This is a genomic window from Mesorhizobium sp. WSM3868, assembly GCF_002294785.1.
GTDB lineage: Bacteria > Pseudomonadota > Alphaproteobacteria > Rhizobiales > Rhizobiaceae > Mesorhizobium.
Genome location: NZ_NSGB01000015.1, coordinates 74838 through 96230, shown reverse-complemented (window position 1 = coordinate 96230; position 21393 = coordinate 74838). Strand labels below are relative to the sequence as shown.

Annotated in this window: 18 protein-coding genes; 3 read left to right on the top strand and 15 right to left on the bottom strand. The window is 63.6% G+C overall.

Annotated features, from left to right (window positions below):
- The 4 genes from CK221_RS22140 to CK221_RS22125 are packed head-to-tail and all read right to left on the bottom strand — an operon-like array spanning window position 1 to window position 3940.
- Window positions 1-1179 carry a hypothetical protein gene (locus tag CK221_RS22140; RefSeq protein WP_095779264.1) on the bottom strand — a complete coding sequence of 393 codons (1179 nt, stop codon included), beginning with the start codon at window positions 1177-1179 and terminating at the stop codon, window positions 1-3.
- 36 nt (window positions 1180-1215) lie between these two features.
- A complete protein-coding gene (locus CK221_RS22135; RefSeq protein WP_095779263.1) occupies window positions 1216-2226 on the bottom strand; it encodes a succinylglutamate desuccinylase/aspartoacylase family protein in 1011 nt (336 codons plus the stop codon).
- Between the two features lie 9 nt (window positions 2227-2235).
- Window positions 2236-2580 (bottom strand): RidA family protein, encoded by a 345-nt coding sequence (locus tag CK221_RS22130; RefSeq protein ID WP_095779262.1) that lies wholly within the window; start codon window positions 2578-2580, stop codon window positions 2236-2238.
- Window positions 2581-2614: 34 nt separating this feature from the next.
- On the bottom strand, window positions 2615-3940 hold the full coding sequence (locus CK221_RS22125) for an alanine racemase (protein ID WP_095779261.1): 1326 nt from the start codon (window positions 3938-3940) through the stop codon (window positions 2615-2617).
- A 68-nt stretch (window positions 3941-4008) separates the two neighbouring features.
- Here CK221_RS22125 and CK221_RS22120 point away from each other — a divergent pair, with 68 nt between their 5' ends.
- Window positions 4009-4950, top strand: a complete 942-nt coding sequence (locus CK221_RS22120; protein WP_095779260.1) for an amidohydrolase family protein — start codon at window positions 4009-4011, stop codon at window positions 4948-4950.
- Here CK221_RS22120 and CK221_RS22115 read toward each other — a convergent pair.
- The 4 genes from CK221_RS22115 to CK221_RS22100 are packed head-to-tail and all read right to left on the bottom strand — an operon-like array spanning window position 4924 to window position 9430.
- Window positions 4924-5895, bottom strand: coding sequence for an ABC transporter permease (locus CK221_RS22115; protein WP_095779259.1), 972 nt, complete (start codon window positions 5893-5895; stop codon window positions 4924-4926). The genes CK221_RS22120 and CK221_RS22115 overlap by 27 nt on opposite strands.
- Window positions 5892-6857, bottom strand: a complete 966-nt coding sequence (locus CK221_RS22110) for an ABC transporter permease (RefSeq protein WP_095779258.1) — start codon at window positions 6855-6857, stop codon at window positions 5892-5894. Before CK221_RS22110 ends, CK221_RS22115 begins: the two co-directional genes overlap by 4 nt.
- Complete coding sequence (locus tag CK221_RS22105; RefSeq protein WP_095779257.1) at window positions 6854-8353, bottom strand: sugar ABC transporter ATP-binding protein; 1500 nt, start codon at window positions 8351-8353, stop codon at window positions 6854-6856. Before CK221_RS22105 ends, CK221_RS22110 begins: the two co-directional genes overlap by 4 nt.
- Before the next feature lie 24 nt (window positions 8354-8377).
- The gene (locus tag CK221_RS22100) at window positions 8378-9430 is read right to left on the bottom strand and encodes an ABC transporter substrate-binding protein (RefSeq protein WP_095779256.1); all 1053 of its coding nucleotides are present in this window, start codon (window positions 9428-9430) and stop codon (window positions 8378-8380) included.
- 239 nt (window positions 9431-9669) lie between these two features.
- Here CK221_RS22100 and CK221_RS22095 point away from each other — a divergent pair, with 239 nt between their 5' ends.
- A complete protein-coding gene (locus CK221_RS22095; RefSeq protein ID WP_067000259.1) occupies window positions 9670-10470 on the top strand; it encodes an IclR family transcriptional regulator in 801 nt (266 codons plus the stop codon).
- Window positions 10471-10550: 80 nt separating this feature from the next.
- The gene (locus CK221_RS22090; RefSeq protein ID WP_095779255.1) at window positions 10551-11432 is read left to right on the top strand and encodes a DMT family transporter; all 882 of its coding nucleotides are present in this window, start codon (window positions 10551-10553) and stop codon (window positions 11430-11432) included.
- A gap of 84 nt (window positions 11433-11516) precedes the next feature.
- Here CK221_RS22090 and CK221_RS22085 read toward each other — a convergent pair whose 3' ends face one another.
- The 7 genes from CK221_RS22085 to dnaE form a co-directional block, all read right to left on the bottom strand.
- On the bottom strand, window positions 11517-13208 hold the full coding sequence (locus CK221_RS22085; RefSeq protein ID WP_143749088.1) for a hypothetical protein: 1692 nt from the start codon (window positions 13206-13208) through the stop codon (window positions 11517-11519).
- A 193-nt stretch (window positions 13209-13401) separates the two neighbouring features.
- Window positions 13402-14535, bottom strand: coding sequence for a glycosyltransferase family 4 protein (locus CK221_RS22080; RefSeq protein ID WP_095779253.1), 1134 nt, complete (start codon window positions 14533-14535; stop codon window positions 13402-13404).
- Between the two features lie 12 nt (window positions 14536-14547).
- Window positions 14548-15216, bottom strand: coding sequence for a class I SAM-dependent methyltransferase (locus CK221_RS22075; RefSeq protein WP_067000248.1), 669 nt, complete (start codon window positions 15214-15216; stop codon window positions 14548-14550).
- Window positions 15213-15605 (bottom strand): GtrA family protein, encoded by a 393-nt coding sequence (locus tag CK221_RS22070; protein ID WP_095779302.1) that lies wholly within the window; start codon window positions 15603-15605, stop codon window positions 15213-15215. The genes CK221_RS22075 and CK221_RS22070 overlap by 4 nt, the downstream gene beginning before the upstream one ends.
- Window positions 15602-16177, bottom strand: a complete 576-nt coding sequence (locus tag CK221_RS22065; RefSeq protein WP_197504263.1) for a methyltransferase domain-containing protein — start codon at window positions 16175-16177, stop codon at window positions 15602-15604. Before CK221_RS22065 ends, CK221_RS22070 begins: the two co-directional genes overlap by 4 nt.
- 198 nt (window positions 16178-16375) lie before the next feature.
- A complete protein-coding gene (locus tag CK221_RS22060; protein WP_095779252.1) occupies window positions 16376-17596 on the bottom strand; it encodes a glycosyltransferase family 2 protein in 1221 nt (406 codons plus the stop codon).
- 256 nt (window positions 17597-17852) lie between these two features.
- On the bottom strand, window positions 17853-21380 hold the full coding sequence (dnaE, locus tag CK221_RS22055; protein WP_095779251.1) for a DNA polymerase III subunit alpha: 3528 nt from the start codon (window positions 21378-21380) through the stop codon (window positions 17853-17855).
- Window positions 21381-21393: the final 13 nt, after the last annotated feature.

The following is a 21393-nucleotide window of genomic DNA, read 5'->3' as shown; positions in this document are numbered from 1 at the left end:
TCAGGCCGAGAGCGCGGCCTTCACCCAATCCAGCCGCGCTGCCGGCACCAGCCCGTAATTATAGAAATTGATGCCATCGACATCAGTTTTCCGCGCCGGGCTGACCTTCGCCGCTAGCAACTGCGGACCCGCCATTTCCGGGTAGAAAAGCCGGTAGCCGGTGCCGAGAAATTTGCCGGCGCCGAGCGCGGCGCGGCCGTCCGTCACCAGGCTTGCGACATCCTCGGCCTGCATGTCATAGGCGCACAGGATCGCCCCGTCGCAGACCTTGCCGACAGCCGCCAGATCGCAGCCGCCCAGCCAGCCTTCCTTGAGGTCGATGATGAGGACCTTGGTGGCCGGATGCGCCACCTCGCGCAACTCGGCGACCAGACTGGTCACCGGCTCGAAGCGCCAGACCAGATAGGCGTGTAGCTCCGGCCACGGCCCGAAAACCTCGAGTCCGCTCGCTGGAAAACCGGGGAAGCGCCGCTCCGGCACTGCGCGCTCGCAGGTCTCGACGATCCATTGCCGGACGAGCGCTCGCGCCCGTTCGGCGTTGACCCCGGCTTTAGCCGCGCGATCGACACAGGACGGACAGAAGCACAGCGACAGCAGGAAATCCTCCTCGGGCGTCAGGCCGACGCCGTCCTTCTCGTGATGGTATTCATGGGCAAATCCCATGAAGGAAGGGCTTTCGAGTTCGATCCTGTCCGGCTTGTAGCCGTGCGAGATGTCCGCAACCAGCGCCCGGATATAGGCGCGCGCATCGGGATGCGAGGGACAGAGATTGTAATAGTTGGGATCGCCGAACGCGTTGCGTGTGACCGCCTCGAGGTGAAGCATGCCGAGGCGGGTGTTGTGCAGGCACACCGTCCAGCAAGAGACCCCGGGGCCGCCCTGTTCCCGCCGGCGGACGAGTTGGCCAAGCACGTCGCCGCCTTCGCTGATCACATCCGCGACCTTGGGCTGGATGGCGAGGTCGGCCCATCGCGCCGCTGACGGCTTGAAATAGATGGTGCCATCCTCTGGAAAATAGGCTTTCCGCCGTGGGCTGCGCGGCTGCAGGAAGCGACCGGCATGATAGGAGGTGGCCAGGCTGATCATGTTGAGGCCGGCGCGCTGGACAATATCGCGCTCGACCGTCTCCAGGCCGAGATCCTGAATGTCCCAGGGATAGGTCCACATCGAAAGCTGCATGCTCATCCTCGGTTCTTCGTCCCTTCCGGGCCGGCGTCAGCCTTCGACCGGCTCGGCCACTTGCATCAGGCAGTCGCCCGCCTCGCACATGGTGTGCAGCCGGCGCGACAGCACAATGCCGCCTTCGGAGAAACGCAGCGCCTCCTCGGCAAGCTCCAGCCGTTCGAGATCGTGATACCATCCCGCCAGTTGGCCAGCACTGACGCTGTCGCCGAGGCGGACCGCAGGCTCGAACCAGCCGCGCCGCGTCGAGTAGATGCCCTGGCTGTGCCTCGACAGCGAAAGCAACCGCGTCGGCTTCGCCGGCTCTGCGTCCGATGTGAGCACCGGCGCCGCGACCACGCCCAGATCGACCATCAGGCGATCGAGCGCGCGAGCGGTAAGCGTCATCGAATCGACGGTAGCGGTTCCGCCGCCGCCGAATTCGCCGCTGACGCCGATGGCGCCCGCCCGGCGCGCGGCACCCATCGAGGTCGGCGAGGCCTGGCCGTTGTCTGCGACGAAGCCGAACGGCATCACGAGCGCGCGCATTAGCTCGACACCCCGCCGATGGCGCTCGGAATCGGCATTGCGCTCGACCAGCGCCGTCGGCAGATGCTCCATCGAGGTGCCGCCCGAATGGATGTCGAAGACGACATCGTGACGCGGAAACAGTTCCGTTTCCAGGAAATGGGCGAGCCGACTGGTCGGCGTGCCCGACGGATCGCCCGGGAACGCCCGGTTGAGGTTGCCGCCGTCCAGCGGCGAGCAGCGCTTGGCGGCCATAACCGCCGGCGCATTCGCCATCGGCAGGATTGTGATGCGACCGCTGATGGCGGCCGGATCGAGCCGGCGGATCAGCTTGGCCAGCGACAGCTCGCCCTCATACTCGTCGCCGTGGTTGCCAGCCATCAGCAGCAGTGAGGGACCCTCCCCGTTGCGAATGGTGCAGATCGGTACCTTGACCTGGAAATAGGGTGAGCGGTCGACCGAGAACGGAATGCTGAGATAGCCGAGCGTTTTGCCTTCGCGGTCGAAATCGAGCGTGTGGACGAGGCCGGTATGCATGCTGTCGTCTCAGACGGCCGCGACCGCGGTGACCTCGATGCGCAGGTCCGGGTCGGCCAGACGCGCTTCGACGCAGGCGCGTGCCGGCAGGCGCTCGGGATCCACCCAGGCATCGTAGATCTTGTTCATCGCGTCGAAATCGCCGATCTGCGGCAGGAAGATGTTGACCGCCACGAGCTTCGACTTGCTGCTGCCGACCTCATGCAGCAGCGCCTCGACTTTGGCCAGAACATCGCTGGTCTGCGCTTCGATGCCCCCCTTGCGGTCGTTGGCGACCTGGCCGGCTATATGCACCATGCCGCCATACACCACCGCCTGCGACATGCGAGAGCCGGACTGGAAGTATTTGATCATCTCGGATCCTTTCGAGTTCTTTTTGGAGGCCTGGTCAGCCGAAATAGGTCGGAATGGCATGGGCCACACGACCGGTCGCATCCACGCCGAAAAGAACGCGATAGCGGTCGAGGCAGGTGCAGGGATGCGAAATGCCGAATTCGATGACGTCGCCGACCGCGATGTCGTCGCCAGGCTGGAGAGCCAGGAAGGCATGCTGATCGTTGAGCTTGATTACCTGCGATTTCTCAGGTGAAGCCGGCAGCGGCTCGCCCGAACGATACGCCCTGAGCGGCTTGGGAAAACCCTGATCGAAGGAGACGTCGCGCACGCCCATGCCGCAAATGGCGAGATCAGGTTCCGGCCGCGAAAGCACTTCGGCCCAGACACGCAGGACCGGACGGAAAGAATTGCGCGCCGAGGCGGTGGCGCCGCCGAGCTCGAAACCGCTGCGGCTGTCGACCGCGCCAAGCGATCGGTCATAGACGCCGTGGTCGTGGAAGAAGATGGCACCGCTGCGCAGCACCAGCGTCGCCTTGCCGTCCTGTTCGACCAGCGGCGAAAGCGCCGCCACCACCCTGTCGAAGAAGACCGACCCGCCGGCCGTCACGACCAGGGGAGCCTCGCCGCCGAGGCGAGCGCGGAGCCTGAGGAACATGTCGCCCACCGATGCCAGCAGCGCAGAGACCGCTTCATCGGTGCGCAGCGGATCAGGCTGAGCGGCGGCGCCTTCATAGGTGCCAACGCCGGCAATGCGCAGCCGTCCGCCGGTCGCAGCGACGGCATCGGCGATTGCCTCGGCCTCGGCCGTGGTTCGTGCGCCCGCCCTCGCCGCGCCGAGCTCGACCAGGACACGCAACGGCGGGAGATCGGCAGCTGCCCGCCACGCATCCGCCAGTGCCCGCACGGCCGCGACCGAGTCGGCGAAGACATAGAGCTCGGCATCCGGCCACGCGCCAGTCAGTTTCGCGAGCCGGCCTGCACCACCGGCGCCGCCGACCTCGTTGGCAATGATCAGTCTCGAGAGACCCGCCTTCAGCATCACCGTTGCCTGCCTTATATCGGCGACCGTCGTGCCCCAGGCACCGGCCTTGACCAGCGAATGGGCGAGATCCGGCGCCATCGGCGTCTTGGCATGCGGCGCGACCGCAGCGCCCTGCTCGCGCGCATAACGCAGGAACAAGTCGCGATTTGAGGCGAAGGCCGCTTCGTCAAGGGTGAGCAGCGGCAGCGACATGCGGCCATCGGCCGGATGCCAGCCTTGCTGTCCGGCCAGGCTGGAATCCAATCCGGACGTGCCGGGGGGCACGCCACGGAAACGATCGTCGAGCATGAAATTTTCATGCACGACAAGCAATTGGGCCGGTGTGTTCTCGCTCATCCGATGCTAACCCTTCCGTCGCCGAACAATGGCTCAACCGATTGCCGGCCAAGGCCTGAGGGAACCGCGTGCCAAATCCCTACTCCGGACCCATCATCGACGCCCATCACCATCTCTGGGATCTCAGCCTCGGCCGCCATCCCTGGCTGACCGCCTCTGCCGGCGAACGCGGCGGCCTCGGCGAGCTTGATGCCTTGCGCCGCAACTATCTGCCCGAGGATTATCTGCGCGACGCCGCCCGGCACAATGTCGTCGCCAGCGTCCATGTCGAAGCCGGCTGGGCGAGCGACGACAGCGTCGGCGAGACCCGCTGGCTCGAGACGCTCGACAAGTCGTGCGGCGTAGCGGCGCGCTACGTCGTCCATGTGCCGTTGGCGAGCCACAACGCGGCGGAGTTGATCGAGGCGCAGGCCGCGTTCGACCGCGTCATCGGCATACGCGACATTCTGAGCTGGGACCCTGATCCCGCCCGGCGCTTCGCCGCTCGCGACGGCATAATGGACGATCCCGCCTGGCGCGCCGGCCTTGGCTCGCTCGCCCGGTACGGGCTCTCCTTCGACCTGATGGTGTTTCCACGCCAACTGGCCGAGGCAGCGCACCTCGCCGCGGCCTTTCCCGACCAGCAATTCGTCCTCAACCATTGCGGCAGCCCGATCGACCGTGATCCCGAAGGCTTGCAGAGATGGCGAGACGGGCTGCGCCTGCTGGCCGAGCGCGACAACGTCGCCATCAAGATATCCGACCTGGTCGCTTACGATCATGACTGGACGCTCGAAAGTCTGCGGCCGATCGTTCTGCATTGCATCGACTGCTTCGGCATGAAGCGCGCCATGTTCGGCTCCGACTTCCCGGTCGCCGGCCTGCACGCCTCGTTCGATGAGGTATATGACAGCTTCAAGGTCATCACCGCCGATCTTTCCCGGGATGAGCAGGCGGCGCTGTTCTTTGGCAACGCCGCTCGCATCTACCGCCTGGACGCCGGGTCATCGCCGGGCTTGCTCCCTGCCTGAGAGCAGCAGCAGCCCGAGGATCAACGAACCGAACAGGATGCTGCGCCAGCCGGGCGATGCATTGACCACGGTGATCAGCGCAGTGATCGTCACCAGCAGGATGGCTCCCGGGATGGTGCCGGCATAGGTGCCGAGCCCGCCGAGGATCGAGGTGCCGCCAAGCACCACTGCGGCGATCGAGGCGAGCAGATAAGGATCGCCGATCCCGACATAGCCCTGCCCGTTCATGCCGAGCACGAGCACGCCCGCGAGCCCCGCCGTGAATCCGCTGATGCCGTAGACAGCCAATGTCGTGGAAATGATCGGCACGCCCGATAACGAAGCCGCAAGCGGATTGGCGCCCATGGCGAAGATGCGGGCGCCGAAAGGCGTTGCATGCATCAGTGTCAGCACGAGCACGGAAACCGCGATCCATAGCAGGATGCCGGCCGGGATGCCGGCCGGCCGCGCATTGCCAAGCCAATGAACCAGCGGGTTCTCGGCGGTGACGGCACTGCCGCCGGCAATGATGATCAGCAGACCCTGCAGGAATGTCGCCATGGCCAGCGTCATGATCATCGGATGGACGCGCAGCAGCGCCACCCCTAACCCGTTGACCACGCCGATAGCTGTGGTCAGCGCAACCACCGCGAGCACGGAGGCAAGGCCGGTCGGATCGGCCTGCCATGACAGCAGCGGCAGGCTGATGGCGCTGACGGTGACGATCGCTGCCACCGAGAGATCGATCCCGCCGGCGATCACCACGAAGGTCTGCCCGGCCGCCACGAGGCCGATCACCGCGCCAAGTTCTACCAGGTAGCGCAGATGTCCGTAGGCGCCGAAGCCGCGCGATGCGATGCTCGCCGCGATCCAGACTGCGACGACGATGGCAAGGGTGAGGAACGGTCGGCTGGTGAGGATCGCCTTGGCGCGTCTGCCGCCGGGGCTGTCGGTCCACGCTGTCATTGCTGCACCTTGCGGAATTGCGGGATGGCGACCGCGCCGATGATGATCAGCCCTTGCGCGACATACTGCGCTACCGGGGTGAAGCCGAGGAAGAACATCACGCTGATCATCAGGCTGAGCAGCAGGCTGCCGGCGAGCGCGCCGCGCATGGTGCCCTGCCCGCCGAGAAAGCCAATGCCGCCAAGCACGGCAGCGGCAATGGAATTGAGCGTGAAGGCCGTGCCGATGACCGGATCGCCAGACCCCGTTTGCGCGGCGACGAACAGCCCGGCGCCGGTCGACAAGAGGCCGCTGATCGCATAGGCGGCCACACGCGCCGCGTCGACCGGCACACCGGAACGGTAAGCCCCGACCGGATTCTCGCCGGCGGCATAGAGGCTCAATCCAAGCGGCGTGGCGAGATAGAGCTTCCATAGCAGGACGACCACCACCAGCAGCACGAACGCCGCTGGCGTGTCGCCGGCAAGCAGGTCGGACAGCCAAGCCGGGATGGAGCCGCCAGGCCTCGGCAGGATCAGCAGTGCGGCGCCACCGATGATGAACGAGCCGGCGAGCGTCACCACGATCGCCGGCAGGCGCAGCCTGACCACGATGAAGCCGGTCGCGGCGCCAATGCCGAGCCCGGCAAGCGCCACGGCGGCCGCGCCGCCGGCGATGCCCAGCGGTCCGCCCATGGTGGTCGCGGCAATGACCGCGCCGAGGCTGACGGTCGCGCCGATCGCAAGGCTGATGCCGCCGGTGAGCATGAGGATCGCCTGCGCCATCGCCACCAGCGCCAGCGGGAACCAGCTCTGGGTGAACTTGGCGAAGCCGGAGACCGTGAACAGGCCCGGAAAAAGCACGGCATAGGCGATGAGAAACGCCAGCACCACCAGGAAGAGGCTGCGAACGCCTATGTTGCGGCGCGCCTGCACCTGCCAGTAGAGCGCGCCGTCGGCTCTCGCGTACGGAATGATGCTCATGCCGCCACCTTCCGCCTCTCTGCACCCATCGCCGCCGACACGATAACTTCCTCGCTCAGCGCGGCACGCTCGATCATCCTGACGACGCGGCCTTCACGAACCACCGCGACGCGGTCGCATAGATGCACCAGTTCCGGCGTATCGGAACTGAGCAGCACGACCGCCTTGCCAGCGGCGGCGAAGGCGCGAAGCATTAGATAGATTTCGCGCTTGGTCTCGACATCGACGCCACGCGTCGGATCGTTGAGCAGCAGCACCAGGGGATCGTGCGGCATCCACTTCGCCAGTGCGACCTTCTGCTGATTACCGCCCGACAAGGCCTGCGCCGGACGCTGCAGGTCGCCCTTGATGGAAAGCTGGGCGGCGAGATCCCTTCCCTTCTGGCGTTCAGCCTTGCGGCTGCGCAGCTTCAACGACGGAAGCCTCGCGAGGGAAGGCAACATCATGTTGGTGATGATCGGATGAATAAGGTGGAGGCCCTCGCGCTTACGGTCGGCTGGCACATAGGCGAGCTCCAGCGCGTTGGCTTTCGGCACATTGCCCGGCAGGCCCGACACGCCGTTTACCGTCGCCGAAACCGTCCTCGCCGGGATGGCCCCATAAAGACCGAGCAGCAGATCCTCCTGCCCCTGACCGACCAGGCCGCCTATGCCCAGCACCTCGCCGGTCCCGATGTCGAGGTCGACGTCGTGCATCAGGCCGGCCGAGAAGCCGCGGACCGAGATGGCGGCGCCGGGCGATCCCGAAGGCTGCCATTTCGGAAAGAGGTCGCCGGGGTCGCGGCCGACCATCAGGCGCACCAATCCAGCCGCGTCGGTTCCCTCCAGCGACCGGTCGGCCGTGCAGGTGCCGTCCTTCAGCACGGTCACATGCTGGCAGAGCGCCATCACCTCGTTGAGCCGGTGCGAGATGTAGAGAATGGCGACGCCTTCTCCACGCAACCGTCCCAACAGGTCGGTGAGGATTTTCGTTTCCGTCGCCGAGAGCGACGAGGTCGGCTCGTCGAGGATGAGCACGCGCGGCCGGCGATAGAGAGCCTTGGCGATCTCCACCATCTGCCGTCGCCCGAGGGATAGATTCCCAACCGGTGTCGACAACGGCTCGTCGAGGCCGACGAGTTTGCATGCCGCCTTCGCCCGCGCGGCAAGCTCCTTGTAATCGACTAGCCCGAAGCGCTTGGGATAGGCGCCAATGCCGATGTTCTCGGCTATCGAAAGGCTGGCCGTCAGGCTGAGCTCTTGCTGCACGACGGCGATGCCGGCCTGCCGCGCGAGCGCTGGCGTCATGCGTGCCACGGCACGCCCATCGACCTCGATGGTCCCGCTGTCCGGGCGCAAGGCGCCCGACAGGAGGTTGATCAAGGTCGACTTTCCGGCGCCGTTCTCGCCGAGCAGCGCATGCACGCGGCCCGGCTGGAGAGCGATGGAGACGTCGCGCAGGACGGGGTTGCCGAAGAACGCCTTCGACACCCCCCGCGCGGCAAGGAGCGGAGCCATGGTCAATGCTGCGACCTTTCCGGCCTACTTCTGCGCCAGCAGCTTCTTGAACAGCTCCTCATCGTAGGGCGAATAGATGTAACCGTCAGCCGGGAAATCTTTCGCCCGGGCGAGGTATTGATCGATGTTGGAATTGTCGATGACCGGCAGCGGAATCTTGACGAAGGCCGGCACGTCGTTGCCCTCCAGCGCCTGGACCGCGGTGTAGGTGGCAAAGGCGCCGAGCCAGTTCGGCTGCATGGTCGCCCAGCTCTTCAGGCCCTTTTCCTTCCACAGCTCGAGGAACTGGCGCGCATTCTCGCCGGTGATCGGCACCTGGTCGCGGCCCTGCTTGTCGAGCGCGAGCACCGCACCGGCCGAGAGCGCGCCGCCGAGCGACAGGATGCCGTCGATCTCGGGATTGGCGAACAGCAGGCTGGTGACGGCCTCCTGGGCCGGCGCGACATTGTACGGCGTGTTGGTCTCGGCGAGGATTTTCACGTCGGGATGGGCCTTGAGCTCGGCATCGGCGCCCTTGCGACGGTCGTCGCTGACCGAAACGCCGGCCGGGCCGTTGAGGATGAGGATCTTGCCCTTGCCGCCGATGGCGTCGATCAGGAACTTCGCAGCCTGGTCGCCCCACTGCGAGGAATCCGTGTTGACCTTGGCCGTCACCTGGTCGGTATCGACCAGGCTGTCGAAGTTGATGATCGCGATGCCCTTAGCGCAGGCATCCGCGATCACACGCGCCGGAGCGGTCGAGGAACCGGCGATCAGGATGATGGCGTCGACATTGGAATCGATCATCGACTGGATCTGCTGGATCTGCACATTGGCGTCGCCCTGGGCGTCGGTCACGACCAGCTTGTCGACCAGCCCCTGCTTCTTGAGCGCCTCGACCTCGGCTTCGATCGTGCCCTGGGTCTGCTTCATCCAGGTCGGCACGGAATAGATGTTGGCCCAGCCGATCGTATACGGCGCCTTGCGGTCGCCCTTGATGCACTTCGCGGCCGCATCGGCCTGCGAGGCGACACCGACGGCCAGGACGAGACCGAGGCAAAGGGCGCTGGCGGATGCGAAAAACGATGACTTCTTCATGACGGTTCCCCTTCTGTAGCTCTTGTCCGGACGTGCGGAGTCGGGACGGCGAAACACCGCGGTCGCCGCGTCGCGGAAACCACTCGTTCGTCGTCTGGACTTCTTCTGCCCGGCTCGTTAGTTTGTCCGATATTCCAGACAACATGTCTGTATATCGGACAAACGGGATGCTAGACTGAGCCTTGACATCTTTCAAGCGTCTTGAGACGAGAGCCGAAAATGATTTTTGGGCGGCTGGCATGAGCGAAGGCGCAACTGGTTTGATCGAGGCAGGCGCCGGGGCACAACCACAGCCCGGCGAGCGCCGCCGCGGCATCGACCGCGTCATCATGCTGCTCGAGGCCCTGCTGAAGCATCGCGCGCCGATGCGCATCGGCGACATCGCAAAGATGATCAACGCACCCCGTTCGACGACCTATGAGATCGTCAACAGCCTGCTCGAAGCCGAGATGCTCGAAAATGTCGGGTCCGAGGGCTACGTCTATTTCGGGCGGGCGATGCACTTGTTCGGATGGGCGTACTCGCATCACAACGCACACTATCGCCGCATCCTTGAAACGCTGGACAGGATGGCGGCCGAGACCGGCGAGACCGTTCAGCTCTGTGGTCTGCGCGGCAACAAATATGTCGTTCTCGATTGCCGGGATTCTCCCGGCCCTTTCCGCATCTCGAGCGATGTCGGCGTCGAGGTGCCGATCCCCTGGACGGCGTCGGGGCGGCTGCTGGTCGGCCATATGCAGGAGACGGAACTCAAGGATTTCATTCCTGCCGCCGACTACGAACTCCCCGACGGCCGGGTCATTGCTCCCGACGAATTCTTCGCGGATGTCGACCTGGCTCGCCGGCAGGGCTTCAGCGAGACCTCGGCGCTCGCCGACCGCTTCACCTGGTGCATGGCGGCTCCCATCCGCGACAGCCACGGCGCCATCAACACGACGCTTTGCTTTGTGCTGCCGGTCGATACGCCGGAGCCGCGTCGCAACCAGTTGCTTGAGCTGCTGCGCGAGCGCGCCCGCGCACTGTCGCTCGCCGGAAGCTGAGCCGGAATGCGGCCGTCTGGCCCAGTCGAATGCCGCGACTACCGATTGCGGCACAACGACGGTCTTGCGACATAGCGCCAATGGCACCCGCTCCCTCTATCACCAAGGCCGCGCTCTGGATGGCGCTGTCGATCGCCTCGTTCCTGGCGATGTCGGTCGCCGGCCGCACCGCGACGGCCGCGCTCAATGTCTTCCAGGTGCTGGAGTTGCGCTCGGTGATCGGCTTCTTCATCCTGCTGCCGCTGGTGCTGACGGGCGGCGGCTTTAGGGCGATGCGCACCCAGCGCCCGCTCGCCCACATTGCCCGCAACGTCGTCCATTATGCCGGCCAGGCCGCCTGGCTCTATGCGCTGACCTTGATTCCGCTGGCCGTGCTGATCTCGATCGAGTTCACGACCCCGATCTGGACGGCGATCCTGGCGGTGAGCTTTCTCGGCGAAAGGCTGTCGCGGCCCAGGCTGACGGCAATCGTGCTGGGGCTGATCGGCGTGGTGATCATCGTACGTCCCGGCGTCGGCTCGGTCGATCCCGGGCATCTCGTCGTGCTGGGAGCCGCAATGTGCTTCGGCGTCTCGGTGGTCATGGTCAAGTCGCTGACACAAACCGACAGCGTCGTACGCATCATCTTCTGGATGCTGATCATTCAGTCGGTGGTCGGCCTCGTCCCGGCGCTCTATGTCTGGCGCAACCCGGCAGTCGAACTGTGGCCGTCGATATTGGTGGTCGCCTTTACCGGCATGTCCTCCCATTTCTGCATGGCCCGCGCGCTCAGCCACGCCGATGCGACCGTCATTTCGCCGATGGACTTCCTGCGCGTGCCGCTGTCTGCGCTCATCGGATGGCTGCTTTACAACGAGCAGATCGATGTCTTCACCGCCGGCGGCGCCTTGCTGATCCTGACCGGCAATCTGCTCAACCTGCAGCGCAAGGCGCCTCAGCCTGCCGAAGTCGCGACCTCCTAGCTGTGAGGTCAGATGCCCGATTGGTTGCCTGCGACCCGACACGGTGGCTGGCGTCGGCGGGACCGTCATCACTCGCCGCGTCGCTCAATCGTAGACGCCATCAAATAGAAGATCGTTGTCGCCGCCGGCCTTGAAATGTCCGGCGTAAGAGCCCGCTGGCAGCAACAGGGCTTCGCCCGCACTGTTGCGCAATGTTACGGTCTTTGGCCCGGTCGCAAGGTGAAATGGCGGATCAAGCACGGTGCCGTCGATTTCGACCCGGCCCCGCAAAGGCGTTCCATCGGCGCTGTAGAGCGCATAAGTTCCAGCAATAGGAACATCAAAGATCTTCCGCTCACCGGGCTGCAGGCGGAAACCAGCGATCCTGAGGTTTGGCGCCACACGGACATAGCTGTTCAAGATCAGGGGCGCGACTACCGGATAGATATAGTCCATCCGGTAGGACCACAGGATCAGCTTCGGGGGAGACTTGCTAAGCACATTGTAAGCCTCGGAACGCCCGCTTTCCTGCAAGGTGGCGAGCACGTAGTGTTTGTCGAGCCACAAAGTTGTCGGCTCCATTCGATTGGGCAACATTCCTATGCCGTCGAAGTACCGCTCATCGGGTGCAAGCAGTGACTCCGCGCGCGCCACCAGCTCAAGTTGGGCGGTATTGTCGAAGCGAAAGTTAAGCAAATTGGCAACGAAGCTTATGGCCATCGCCGTGACCAAGGCTATCCACGCCAGGCGCAGATAACGCGCGCGGGCTGCGAGGCCGTCGAGCATCGTCAGCGACCATAGCGACATGAACGGCAACGCCATAATGAACACGTAGGGCCACGGCTGGTCATGCGCGAAGACCAGCACCGTGATGACGACAGAGAAGATCAGCGCAATTCGCCTCCGCTCGTCGAGCTTCATGATCTGTATCAGAGACAGAGCCATGCCGGCGAAACAGAAGACGTAAAGAACATAATTGCGCGCGAGCGTCTGAACCACGAAGCGCCTCAGCCCCCCGTAGTCACCGCCGCCGCGCGTTGCGACCTCAAGAGGGCCGAACACCAGGCTCTTGGCGATGGGAACAGGGTCGGCGCCGCCGAAGATGAAGCAATATGCGATTATAGGGAGAGTCCATCCCAGCACGAGCCATGCCCCGCGGACCATGCCTGCCAGGTAGCGTCTCATCAAAGCCGCGTCGGCGACCAGGCCAAGGCCTAGCGCAAGGTTGAAGTAGATTGATTTCTGCGTTGCGAGAAACGACAGGCCGCTCAAGGCGCCGGCAGCGACAAGCTGCCATCCCCTCAATTCACGGGCCCGTAGCACGACCAGCAGCGCCCCTACGGCGAAGAACACCGCCAGCGGTTCGGCGATAGTGCGAAAGATGCGCTCCATGAAATTCGAGAAGCACAAGAGGACGAGGACAATGGCCAAGGCACGAACCCGATCCTCCCCAAGCGCGCGAGCGCAGGCGTAGACCAAAGCAATGGTCGCGCATGCCAGCAACGCGGTCTGCATACGACCGACAAGCAGAATGGACGTGGCATCCCAACCGATCAGGTGAGCCAGCTTGTAAAAGGCGGTGGAACCGACCGCCTTGCTTGGCTGCACGGTGGCGAACAGGCCATTAAACAAATGCTTCGCGTATCCAAGCTGACCAAATTCGTCCATGACGAATCGGCAATTCCAAGCCAAGGCGAACAACAACGCGATCTTCAGTACGATCAAAGCGCGTAGAAAGATCGTTAAGCGGCGCGATCCTGCACCGAATAAATCAGTCAGACCTGCTTCTGATCGCATTCAATCCCGCCCTGGAATGAACCTCAGATTTAAGCGACGTTAATTAAGAAAATTGGCTAGGCCACACGGCCCAGACGTTTGGAGCCCTGTTCGGTGTTCGTTGCTGGAAGGCCTCAAGCACAGGCCAGGGCCGAAAGCGCCTGAACTTCGCCCAGATGCGGACGCGACACCGCATCGACCATGGCGAAGTAGGTCAAAGTTTGGCCACTCCTCCGCCTGCCAAGGTCAGCACGCCGAGCGCCGTTGCGCGCCAGTCGTACTGCGCCAACGCGTAACGAGCCATGGCGGCTCGCTCCTCGGAGGTGAGGGCAAGGCTGTCGATGGCATCGGCGCAACGCCTGGCCGACCCGTCGGGATTGGTGAGGTCGATGGCAACGCCACGCAGCCATTTGGCCGCGCCTGGGTCGGCACGGTTGCTCGGTTCGCCGCAGACGACAGGCAGTCCGCAGGCCATTGCCTCTTGAATAACGAGCGGAAAGCCCTCTCCGACGCTCGGCAACAGCAGGAAGTCAGCCCCCCGATAAAGGTCCGCCAGGGCCTGAGGGCTCTGGACACCAAGGTCGTGAACATTGGCAAGTCCCCATTTGCCGGGGTGGATCGGGCCGCTGCCGACCATCAAAAATGCGAGATCCTGGCGGAACGCGGCCAAAGCCCGCAGCACCGACAATCCTTTCTTCTCGACGTAGCGACCAACGAAAAGAATGCGACGCGTACCCGGGGGGATCGAGATCGCCGCAGGGGCCTCCGGCACAGGCAGCGGGCCTGAAGCGGGATGAAAAATCGTACCGTCAACACCGTTGAACAGCAGTTGGAAGGGAATGCGCGCTGGCGTGCCCACAAGATCATGGCGCACGGTGTCGCTGATGAACACAACTGCGTCAGCGGCTCGGAGCATCGGGCGCGTGATGACGATGTTGGCTAGTGCCATCACGGAGCGGAGAATGCGCGAAGAAAAGGGGATGCCGGCGATATGCTGGATCAGCACCACGCGCTTGCGGAAAGCCTTCGACATCAGCAATGCCAGGACCGATGTCATGTACAGCGCATCGTGCACTACGACCGCATTGCTACGGTGCATTTCGCGGGCCAGCGCGCGAATCGCACGGACGCGCGCCAGCGGCATTGGCAGCCCAATGACCTTCTCGATTGGGTCGACGCAGGCAAGAGGGACCGCTTCAACGTCGCTTTCCGGCGGCTGATCGGCATCGCTGGCGGCCCAAACAGCCTGAACGCCCAGTTGCGTGAATTGTCGGCACAAATGCCCGGCCACAAGCTCTATGCCGCCGCCGTGACCTTCATAGAAATGGCTGACGGTCAAAATGCGCACCGGACCGACCCATCAAGCGGGCTCGAAGCGCATTGTCACTTCGAGACGATTGGGAAACAGCAGTTCATGGATGCTTTTTCGATATTGCTTCGGCGCAGCGCGACGAGCAATGCGGTAGCCACTTTCGGTTGCTAACTTCCCCCATTCTGCCCGCTTCAAGTAGCGCGCCCAGATCATTCCGCCAAATGGGATATTGCCTATCGCATCCATTGCGGTGAGGCGCAGGTCGTCCAGCCTTCCGCAGCTTTCGTGATCCTTTATGTAAAGCGGACCATCAACCACGCGCCGAATTTCACGCAGCAAGTCCGTACGTGCTGTGACTGGAACGTGATGAACTACATTATTGAGTGTCGCCGCATCAAAACTACGGTCCGCGAAAGGCAGGGTTTTGCCGTCATACTGCTTGGTCAGCACGCTCAGCGAAGGGCAGAAACGGTCAACCATATCCACTGTCTGCACCTCATCCACCGGAAAGAGTTCGGCTATGGCTTGAGCGATCACCCCAGTGCCACCACCGACGTCGAGCAATTTGCAATGCTGCTTGTCCCACAGCTCGCGTAGACTATCGAGCATAACCGCCTGATAAGTCGGCGCCTTGTTTCGATAAAAGGCGAGGTGACGCGACAGGATGTCCTGCAGAAGCTTCGGATCGATCGGGCCCATTGCCGTGGCCAAGGTCATGGTCCCCCCGTCATCCAGCGGTTTGGCGTGGCGATAGCCCATCGACCAAGCAGGAAGTTCAGCGCCAGCATGCAGACCGAGGCAAGTGGCGAGGCGAACACCATCGGCAGGCCGGCCTGCTGATGCCAAAACCATATGGTGACAAATGCCAATGGTATGTTGGCGACCATTGCAATGACGTACCGTGCGAAGGTTATGGGAGCCAACGGTCGCCGAAAGGTGAATACGCTATGAAGCACATAGCCAGTGCCCGCCACGACGCAGAAGGACAACAGTACGGCCAGCCACAAACGTATCCCGACCCTGTCAGACAAGATGATGACCACGTTGTGCAGCGCGATGCAGATGCCGGCGATCACCATATAGGCGAAGGGCGTGCGCACGCTCATATCGCTGCCTTCCGAGCGCGGACCAAGAAAACGCAGGCATTGTCGTCGCGTATCTGGGCGGGCGTTAGACGATCTTCCAATTGAGCGCGCAGGTTCATCAACAGGGCAAGGAGCGACGCCAAAATTGCGCCTATGATCGGTAGGCGGCGAAGGAAGAAAGCAAAGCCCGTAAGGCGGATTAGCGTCGTGGTTGCCAAGGGCCCGGCAATCGCATGCACCTCTTCGACTTCGAGGCCGCGATCGGCAAGATCTACGACAAGTCCGGTGCGTGTCCAACGACGATGGTCCTCAGGGTGAGGGTGGTAGAGCCAGCTGCCGTGAGTAGACAACAACAGCACACCGTCATCGCGCAGCAGTCTCCGAATCTCGGCGCAGTACGAGTCAAGGTCGCGCACGTGCTCCAGGACCTGTACTGAAAGTACTGCTCCAGCGATGCCATCTGCTAGTGGCACGCGGCCCTGCTCGTCAATTTTCAGGAAGCTGCCCTCGCCGATATCCGCGCCGCGATAGTCGATCTTCATCTCGAACATCATGTCAGCATAGGGCATGTCACCACAGCCGAGATCGACCATTAGTGTGCCCGGCCTAACATGCGCCCTGGCCTCTTTTCGCAACAGCCGAGCTAGCCCGCGCAAGACCAGCCAGTCCGTATCCCAAATCCGCGGAACCGCCCTGCTTCCCCTCATCCCACCAGCTTTCAATGCACCACCGACCTGCTGGCGCCGACTCTATCTTTTTTCCATCGCTCCAGCCGCTCGATGTCGAAGCGCTCAGAACGCACGCCTATCGTCCAGATTATCAAGCAGCAACTTGAGCACAAAGCCGGACAGGACCATGGACATCCCGGCCACGCAGGCGGTGGTGATCACGAAGGTCAGGTGCACCGACTGCTCCATCGGGCCGCCTATGAAAATCCAATGCAGCGCCAGCAACACGTCCGCGGCAAAGCCCGCCACGGCGAGCAAGCCGCCGGAAAAGACCAGCCATTCCAGCGGGCGGCCGCGCATAAGCCAAGGCACGACCCGGCCGCCGTGGCCCGGGTGATAGATAGCGATCGCCACCTTGGCCAGCATACCGAAAAGGATGGCCGAAAGGCCAATCAGCGTCGCCATCGCGGAGAGCGCGACGAAGTGAATTCCGAAATACCACCCTCCGATCCGGACAGGTCCCGCCGCGAGGACCGCAAGACCAGCAATACCGGACACCAGCAACGTCGCTCCCGGTATGAGATACATGGTGTTGGGTGCATGCGCCACGATCAGCCGCAGATGTCGCCAACCGTCGCGGAACGAACGCAGGTGAGGTGGGCGGCCGCGCTTGTCCGGATAGAGCTTGATTGGCACCTCGCGGATCACCAGGCCTGCGCGATGCGCGTTGATGACCATCTCCGAGGCGAATTCCATGCCAGGCGAGCGCGCGCCCATTCGGCGAAACGCATCGCGGGTGAATCCTCGCATGCCGCAATGAAAATCGTGTATCGGAGAATGGTGAAGCCAGCGGGCAATCGTTGAAAGCGCAGGATTGCCGAGATACCGATGCAGAGCGGGCATGGCGCCGGGCTCGATACCGCCGGCGAAGCGATCGCCCATGACCAGTTCGGCACCACCCTCCAGCGCGTCGATGAAGTCGCCTAGGCTGCTCCAGTCGTAGGAATCGTCCGCATCCGCCATGACGAGGTACTTGCCTCGTGCAGCTTCAGCCGCCGCGCTGATCGCCGCGCCGTATCCCTTGACCCGCTGGTGCACGACACGCGCGCCGAGGGACTCGGCAATCTCCACCGACCGATCGGTCGACCCATTGTCCCCGACGACGACCTCGCCCTTAATGCCCCGCTTCGAAAAAACGTCAAGCGCCTTGCGGATGCAGATGCCGAGCGTGCGCTCTTCGTTCAGGCAAGGGATAATGGCCGACACGAGAGGGGCCCCTGCGTCATCGGCGTGCTGCCCATCGAGATCAGTTGCGACTATCGCGAGATTCGACTTGTCGACCATCGTGCCCGCTCCTGCCCAATCGTCAGCCTTGCTTACAGCTTGGGCCCCAACATTTCCGCAGCCCAGCTGCAAGATTAGCAAGAACAAGTTAGGCAAAGATATACAGAACCATACGTCGTTGAGCGAATGACGTGGTTGCCAGTACGGGTGATCGCGGCGGGGCTTGAACTGGTGGCCACGCCTCGCGCCAAAGCATTCAAGGAAAGCGCTACCCGGTTTCTGTCCGGAGTTGCGCGAAAACAAGTCGTTGGAACGCTTACACCAGTTCCACTTCGACGACACCCGGCACCGCGCGCATGGCCGACGCAACCTGCGGCGAGATGCGATAGCGGTTGGGGAGTTCGATCTCCACCTCGCCCTGGCCGGCTTCCTTGATCAGCACGAAGCTCACCTGACCCTCGCCCTTCACGGCAAGCTGGTTGGCAAGGATGTTGATCGGCTGAGCATCGCGCACGAAGATGCGCAGCGCCTTTTGGATGCGGCTTGCTTCGTCCTCCAGCGACTGCACCGTCTGGATGCGCAGATTGATCCCCTCCGGCCGGTCTTCGGCCGAGACGGTGATCACCACCGAACGGCCGGGCTCCAGCATGTCGCGATACTGCGCCAAGCCTTCGGAGAACAGCACCGCCTCGTACTGGCCGGTGGTGTCGGAAAACTGCACGACGCCCATCTTGTTGCCGGTGCGGGTCTTGCGCTCTTGCTTCGTGGTGACGGTGCCGGCGAGCCGGCCGGCCGCGGCGCCGCGTTTGACCGCGGCGGAGAATTCAGCCCAGTTCTGCACCCGCATCTTCTGCAGCGCGGCCTTGTATTCGTCGAGCGGATGCGCCGAGAGATAGAAGCCGACCACCTGGAACTCGCGGTGCAGCCGGTCGGCGGCAAGCCATGGCTCGGCCGCCGGCAGGTTGAGCGCCTGCGATTGTGCGCCGAGCGAGGCGCCGAAAATATCCGTCTGGCCCGAGATGGCGTTCTGCTGCGCCAGCGACGCGAGGCCCATCATCCGCTCCACGCCGGCCATCATCACGGCGCGGTCGTGCCCGAAGCAGTCCAGGGCTCCCGCCATGATCAGGCTTTCGAAGACCCGCTTGCCGACGATCTTCGGATCCACGCGCTCGCAGAAATCGGCAAGGCTCTTGAACGGCCTCTCACCACGCTTCTCGACAATGTGCTCGACCGCCGCGTCGCCGACGCCTTTGAGCGCCGCCAGCGAGTAGAAGATCTTGTTCTCGCCGACCTCGAACGGTCGGAAGCTGGTCATCACCGACGGCGCCACCACCTCGATGCCGAGGCGCAGCGCGTCCTGGCGGAAATCCGCCAGTTTGTCGGTGTTGCTCATGTCGAGCGTCATCGACGCCGCCAGGAACTCGACCGGATAGTGCGCCTTGAGGTAGGCGGTCTGGTAGGAAACGACCGCATAAGCCGCGGCGTGCGACTTGTTGAAGCCGTAGTCGGCGAATTTCGCCAGCAGATCGAAGATGAAATCGGCCTGCGCCTTGCCGACGCCGCGCTCGACGGCGCCGGTGACGAAGCGCTCGCGCTGCTTGTCCATCTCGGCGCGGATCTTCTTGCCCATGGCGCGGCGCAGAAGATCGGCTTCGCCGAGCGAATAGCCGGCAAGCTCCTGCGCGATCTGCATCACCTGTTCCTGGTAAACGATGACGCCTTGAGTTTCCTTCACAAGGTGGTCGATCTTGGGGTGGATCGAGGCCATCTCCTCCTCGCCATGCTTTCTGGCATTGTAGGTCGGGATGTTCTCCATCGGGCCTGGGCGATAGAGCGCGACCAGCGCGATGATGTCCTCGATGCAGTCCGGCCGCATGCCGATCAGCGCCTTGCGCATGCCCGCGCTTTCAACCTGGAACACGCCGACCACCTCGCCGCGCGACAGCATGGCGTAAGTCTCGGGGTCGTCGAGCGGGATGCGGGCAAGATCGATATCCACACCGCGCCGCCGGATCAGCTTCACCGCCGTTTCCAGCACCGTCAGCGTCTTCAGGCCGAGGAAGTCGAATTTCACCAGCCCGGCCTGCTCGACATATTTCATGTTGAACTGGGTGACCGGCATGTCCGAGCGCGGATCGCGGTACATCGGCACCAATTCCGACAACGGCCGGTCGCCGATGACGATGCCGGCGGCATGCGTCGAGGCATGGCGGTAGAGGCCCTCGAGCTTCTGCGCGGTGTCGAGCAGCGTCTGCACGATCGGCTCCTTTTCCACCTCCTCGGCGAAGCGCGGCTCGTTGGCGATGGCGTCCGCCAGCTTGACCGGGTTGGCCGGGTTCTGCGGCACCATCTTGGAGAGCTTGTCGACCTGGCCATAGGGCATTTGCAGCACGCGGCCGACGTCGCGCAGCACCGCACGCGCCTGCAGCGTACCGAAGGTGATGATCTGCCCGACCTGGTCGCGGCCGTATTTCTGCTGGACGTAGCGGATGACCTCCTCGCGCCGGTCCTGGCAGAAGTCGATGTCGAAGTCCGGCATCGAGACGCGGTCCGGGTTGAGGAAGCGCTCGAACAGCAGCGAGAAGCGCAGTGGGTCGATGTCGGTGATGGTGGTCGAATAGGCAACAAGCGAGCCGGCGCCCGAACCGCGCCCCGGTCCGACCGGGATGCCTTGCGCCTTCGCCCATTTGATGAAGTCGGCAACGATCAGGAAGTAGCCGGGAAACTTCATCTTCTCGATGATGCCGAGCTCGAATTCGAGCCGCTCGCGATATTGCTCGACCGTGTAGCCTGGCGTCGGTCCGTGCGCGGCAAGCCGCGCCTCCAGGCCCTCGCGCGCCTGGCGCCCGAGCTCGGCGGCTTCCGCCTTCTCGGCGGCGTCCTTGTCGGCGGAGTCGGCGCCGGTGAAACGCGGCAGGATCGGGCTGCGGTTCTTCGGATAGTAGGAGCAGCGCATGGCGATCTCGACCGTGTTGTCGATCGCTTCCGGCAGGTCGGAGAACAGCCGTGCCATCTCGGCCTGGCCGCGCAGGAAATTGTCGGGCGAAAGCCGCCGGCGATTGTCGGCGGCCACCACCGAGCCTTCGGCGATCGCAATCAGCGCGTCATGCGCCTCATAGTCTTCGCGCTTGGAGAAGAAGGCCTCGTTCGTCGCGACCAGCGGCAGTTCGTGGGTATAGGCAAGGTCGAGCGTCGACTTTTCGACCATGCGGTCATAGCCGGCGACCCGTTCCAGCTCGACATAGAGTCGGTCGCCGAAAAGCTCTTTGAGGAACAGCAGCCGCTGTTCGGCAAGGTCGCGGCGGTCCGCCTTCAGCGCGCTGCCGATCGGGCCACGCGGGCCGCCGGTCAGGCATAGCAGGCCATCGCAATGGCTCTCCAGCATGGCGCTCGTCATGTGCACCGGCTCGCCGGGCGGCGTTTCCAGATAAACCTTGCTGATCAGCCGGACCAGATTGGCATAGCCGGCCTCGCTGGCGGCGATCAGCACGATCGGCGACATCTCGGGACCGTGCCGGCGGCGGTCGCGTTGGGCGTCGCTCGTTTCGCCGGAAAAGACGAGGTCGACCTGGCAGCCGATGATCGGCTGGACGCCGTCCTTGACCGCTTTCTGGGCGAATTCGAGCGCGCCGAACAGATTGTTGGTGTCGGTCACTGCGATCGCCGGCGCTTCATCCTTGACCGCGTGGCCGACGATGGCGCCGAGCTGCAGGGCGCCCTCGAGCAGCGAATAGGCTGAATGCACGCGCAGATGGATGAACCTCCGTGCAGGCGTCTCCGGCGGCGTGGCCTTCACGAGAGCTTCGCGCTGCAAAGGGTCGCGTGGAAGTCGTTCATCCGCCATGTTTTTTCGCGCT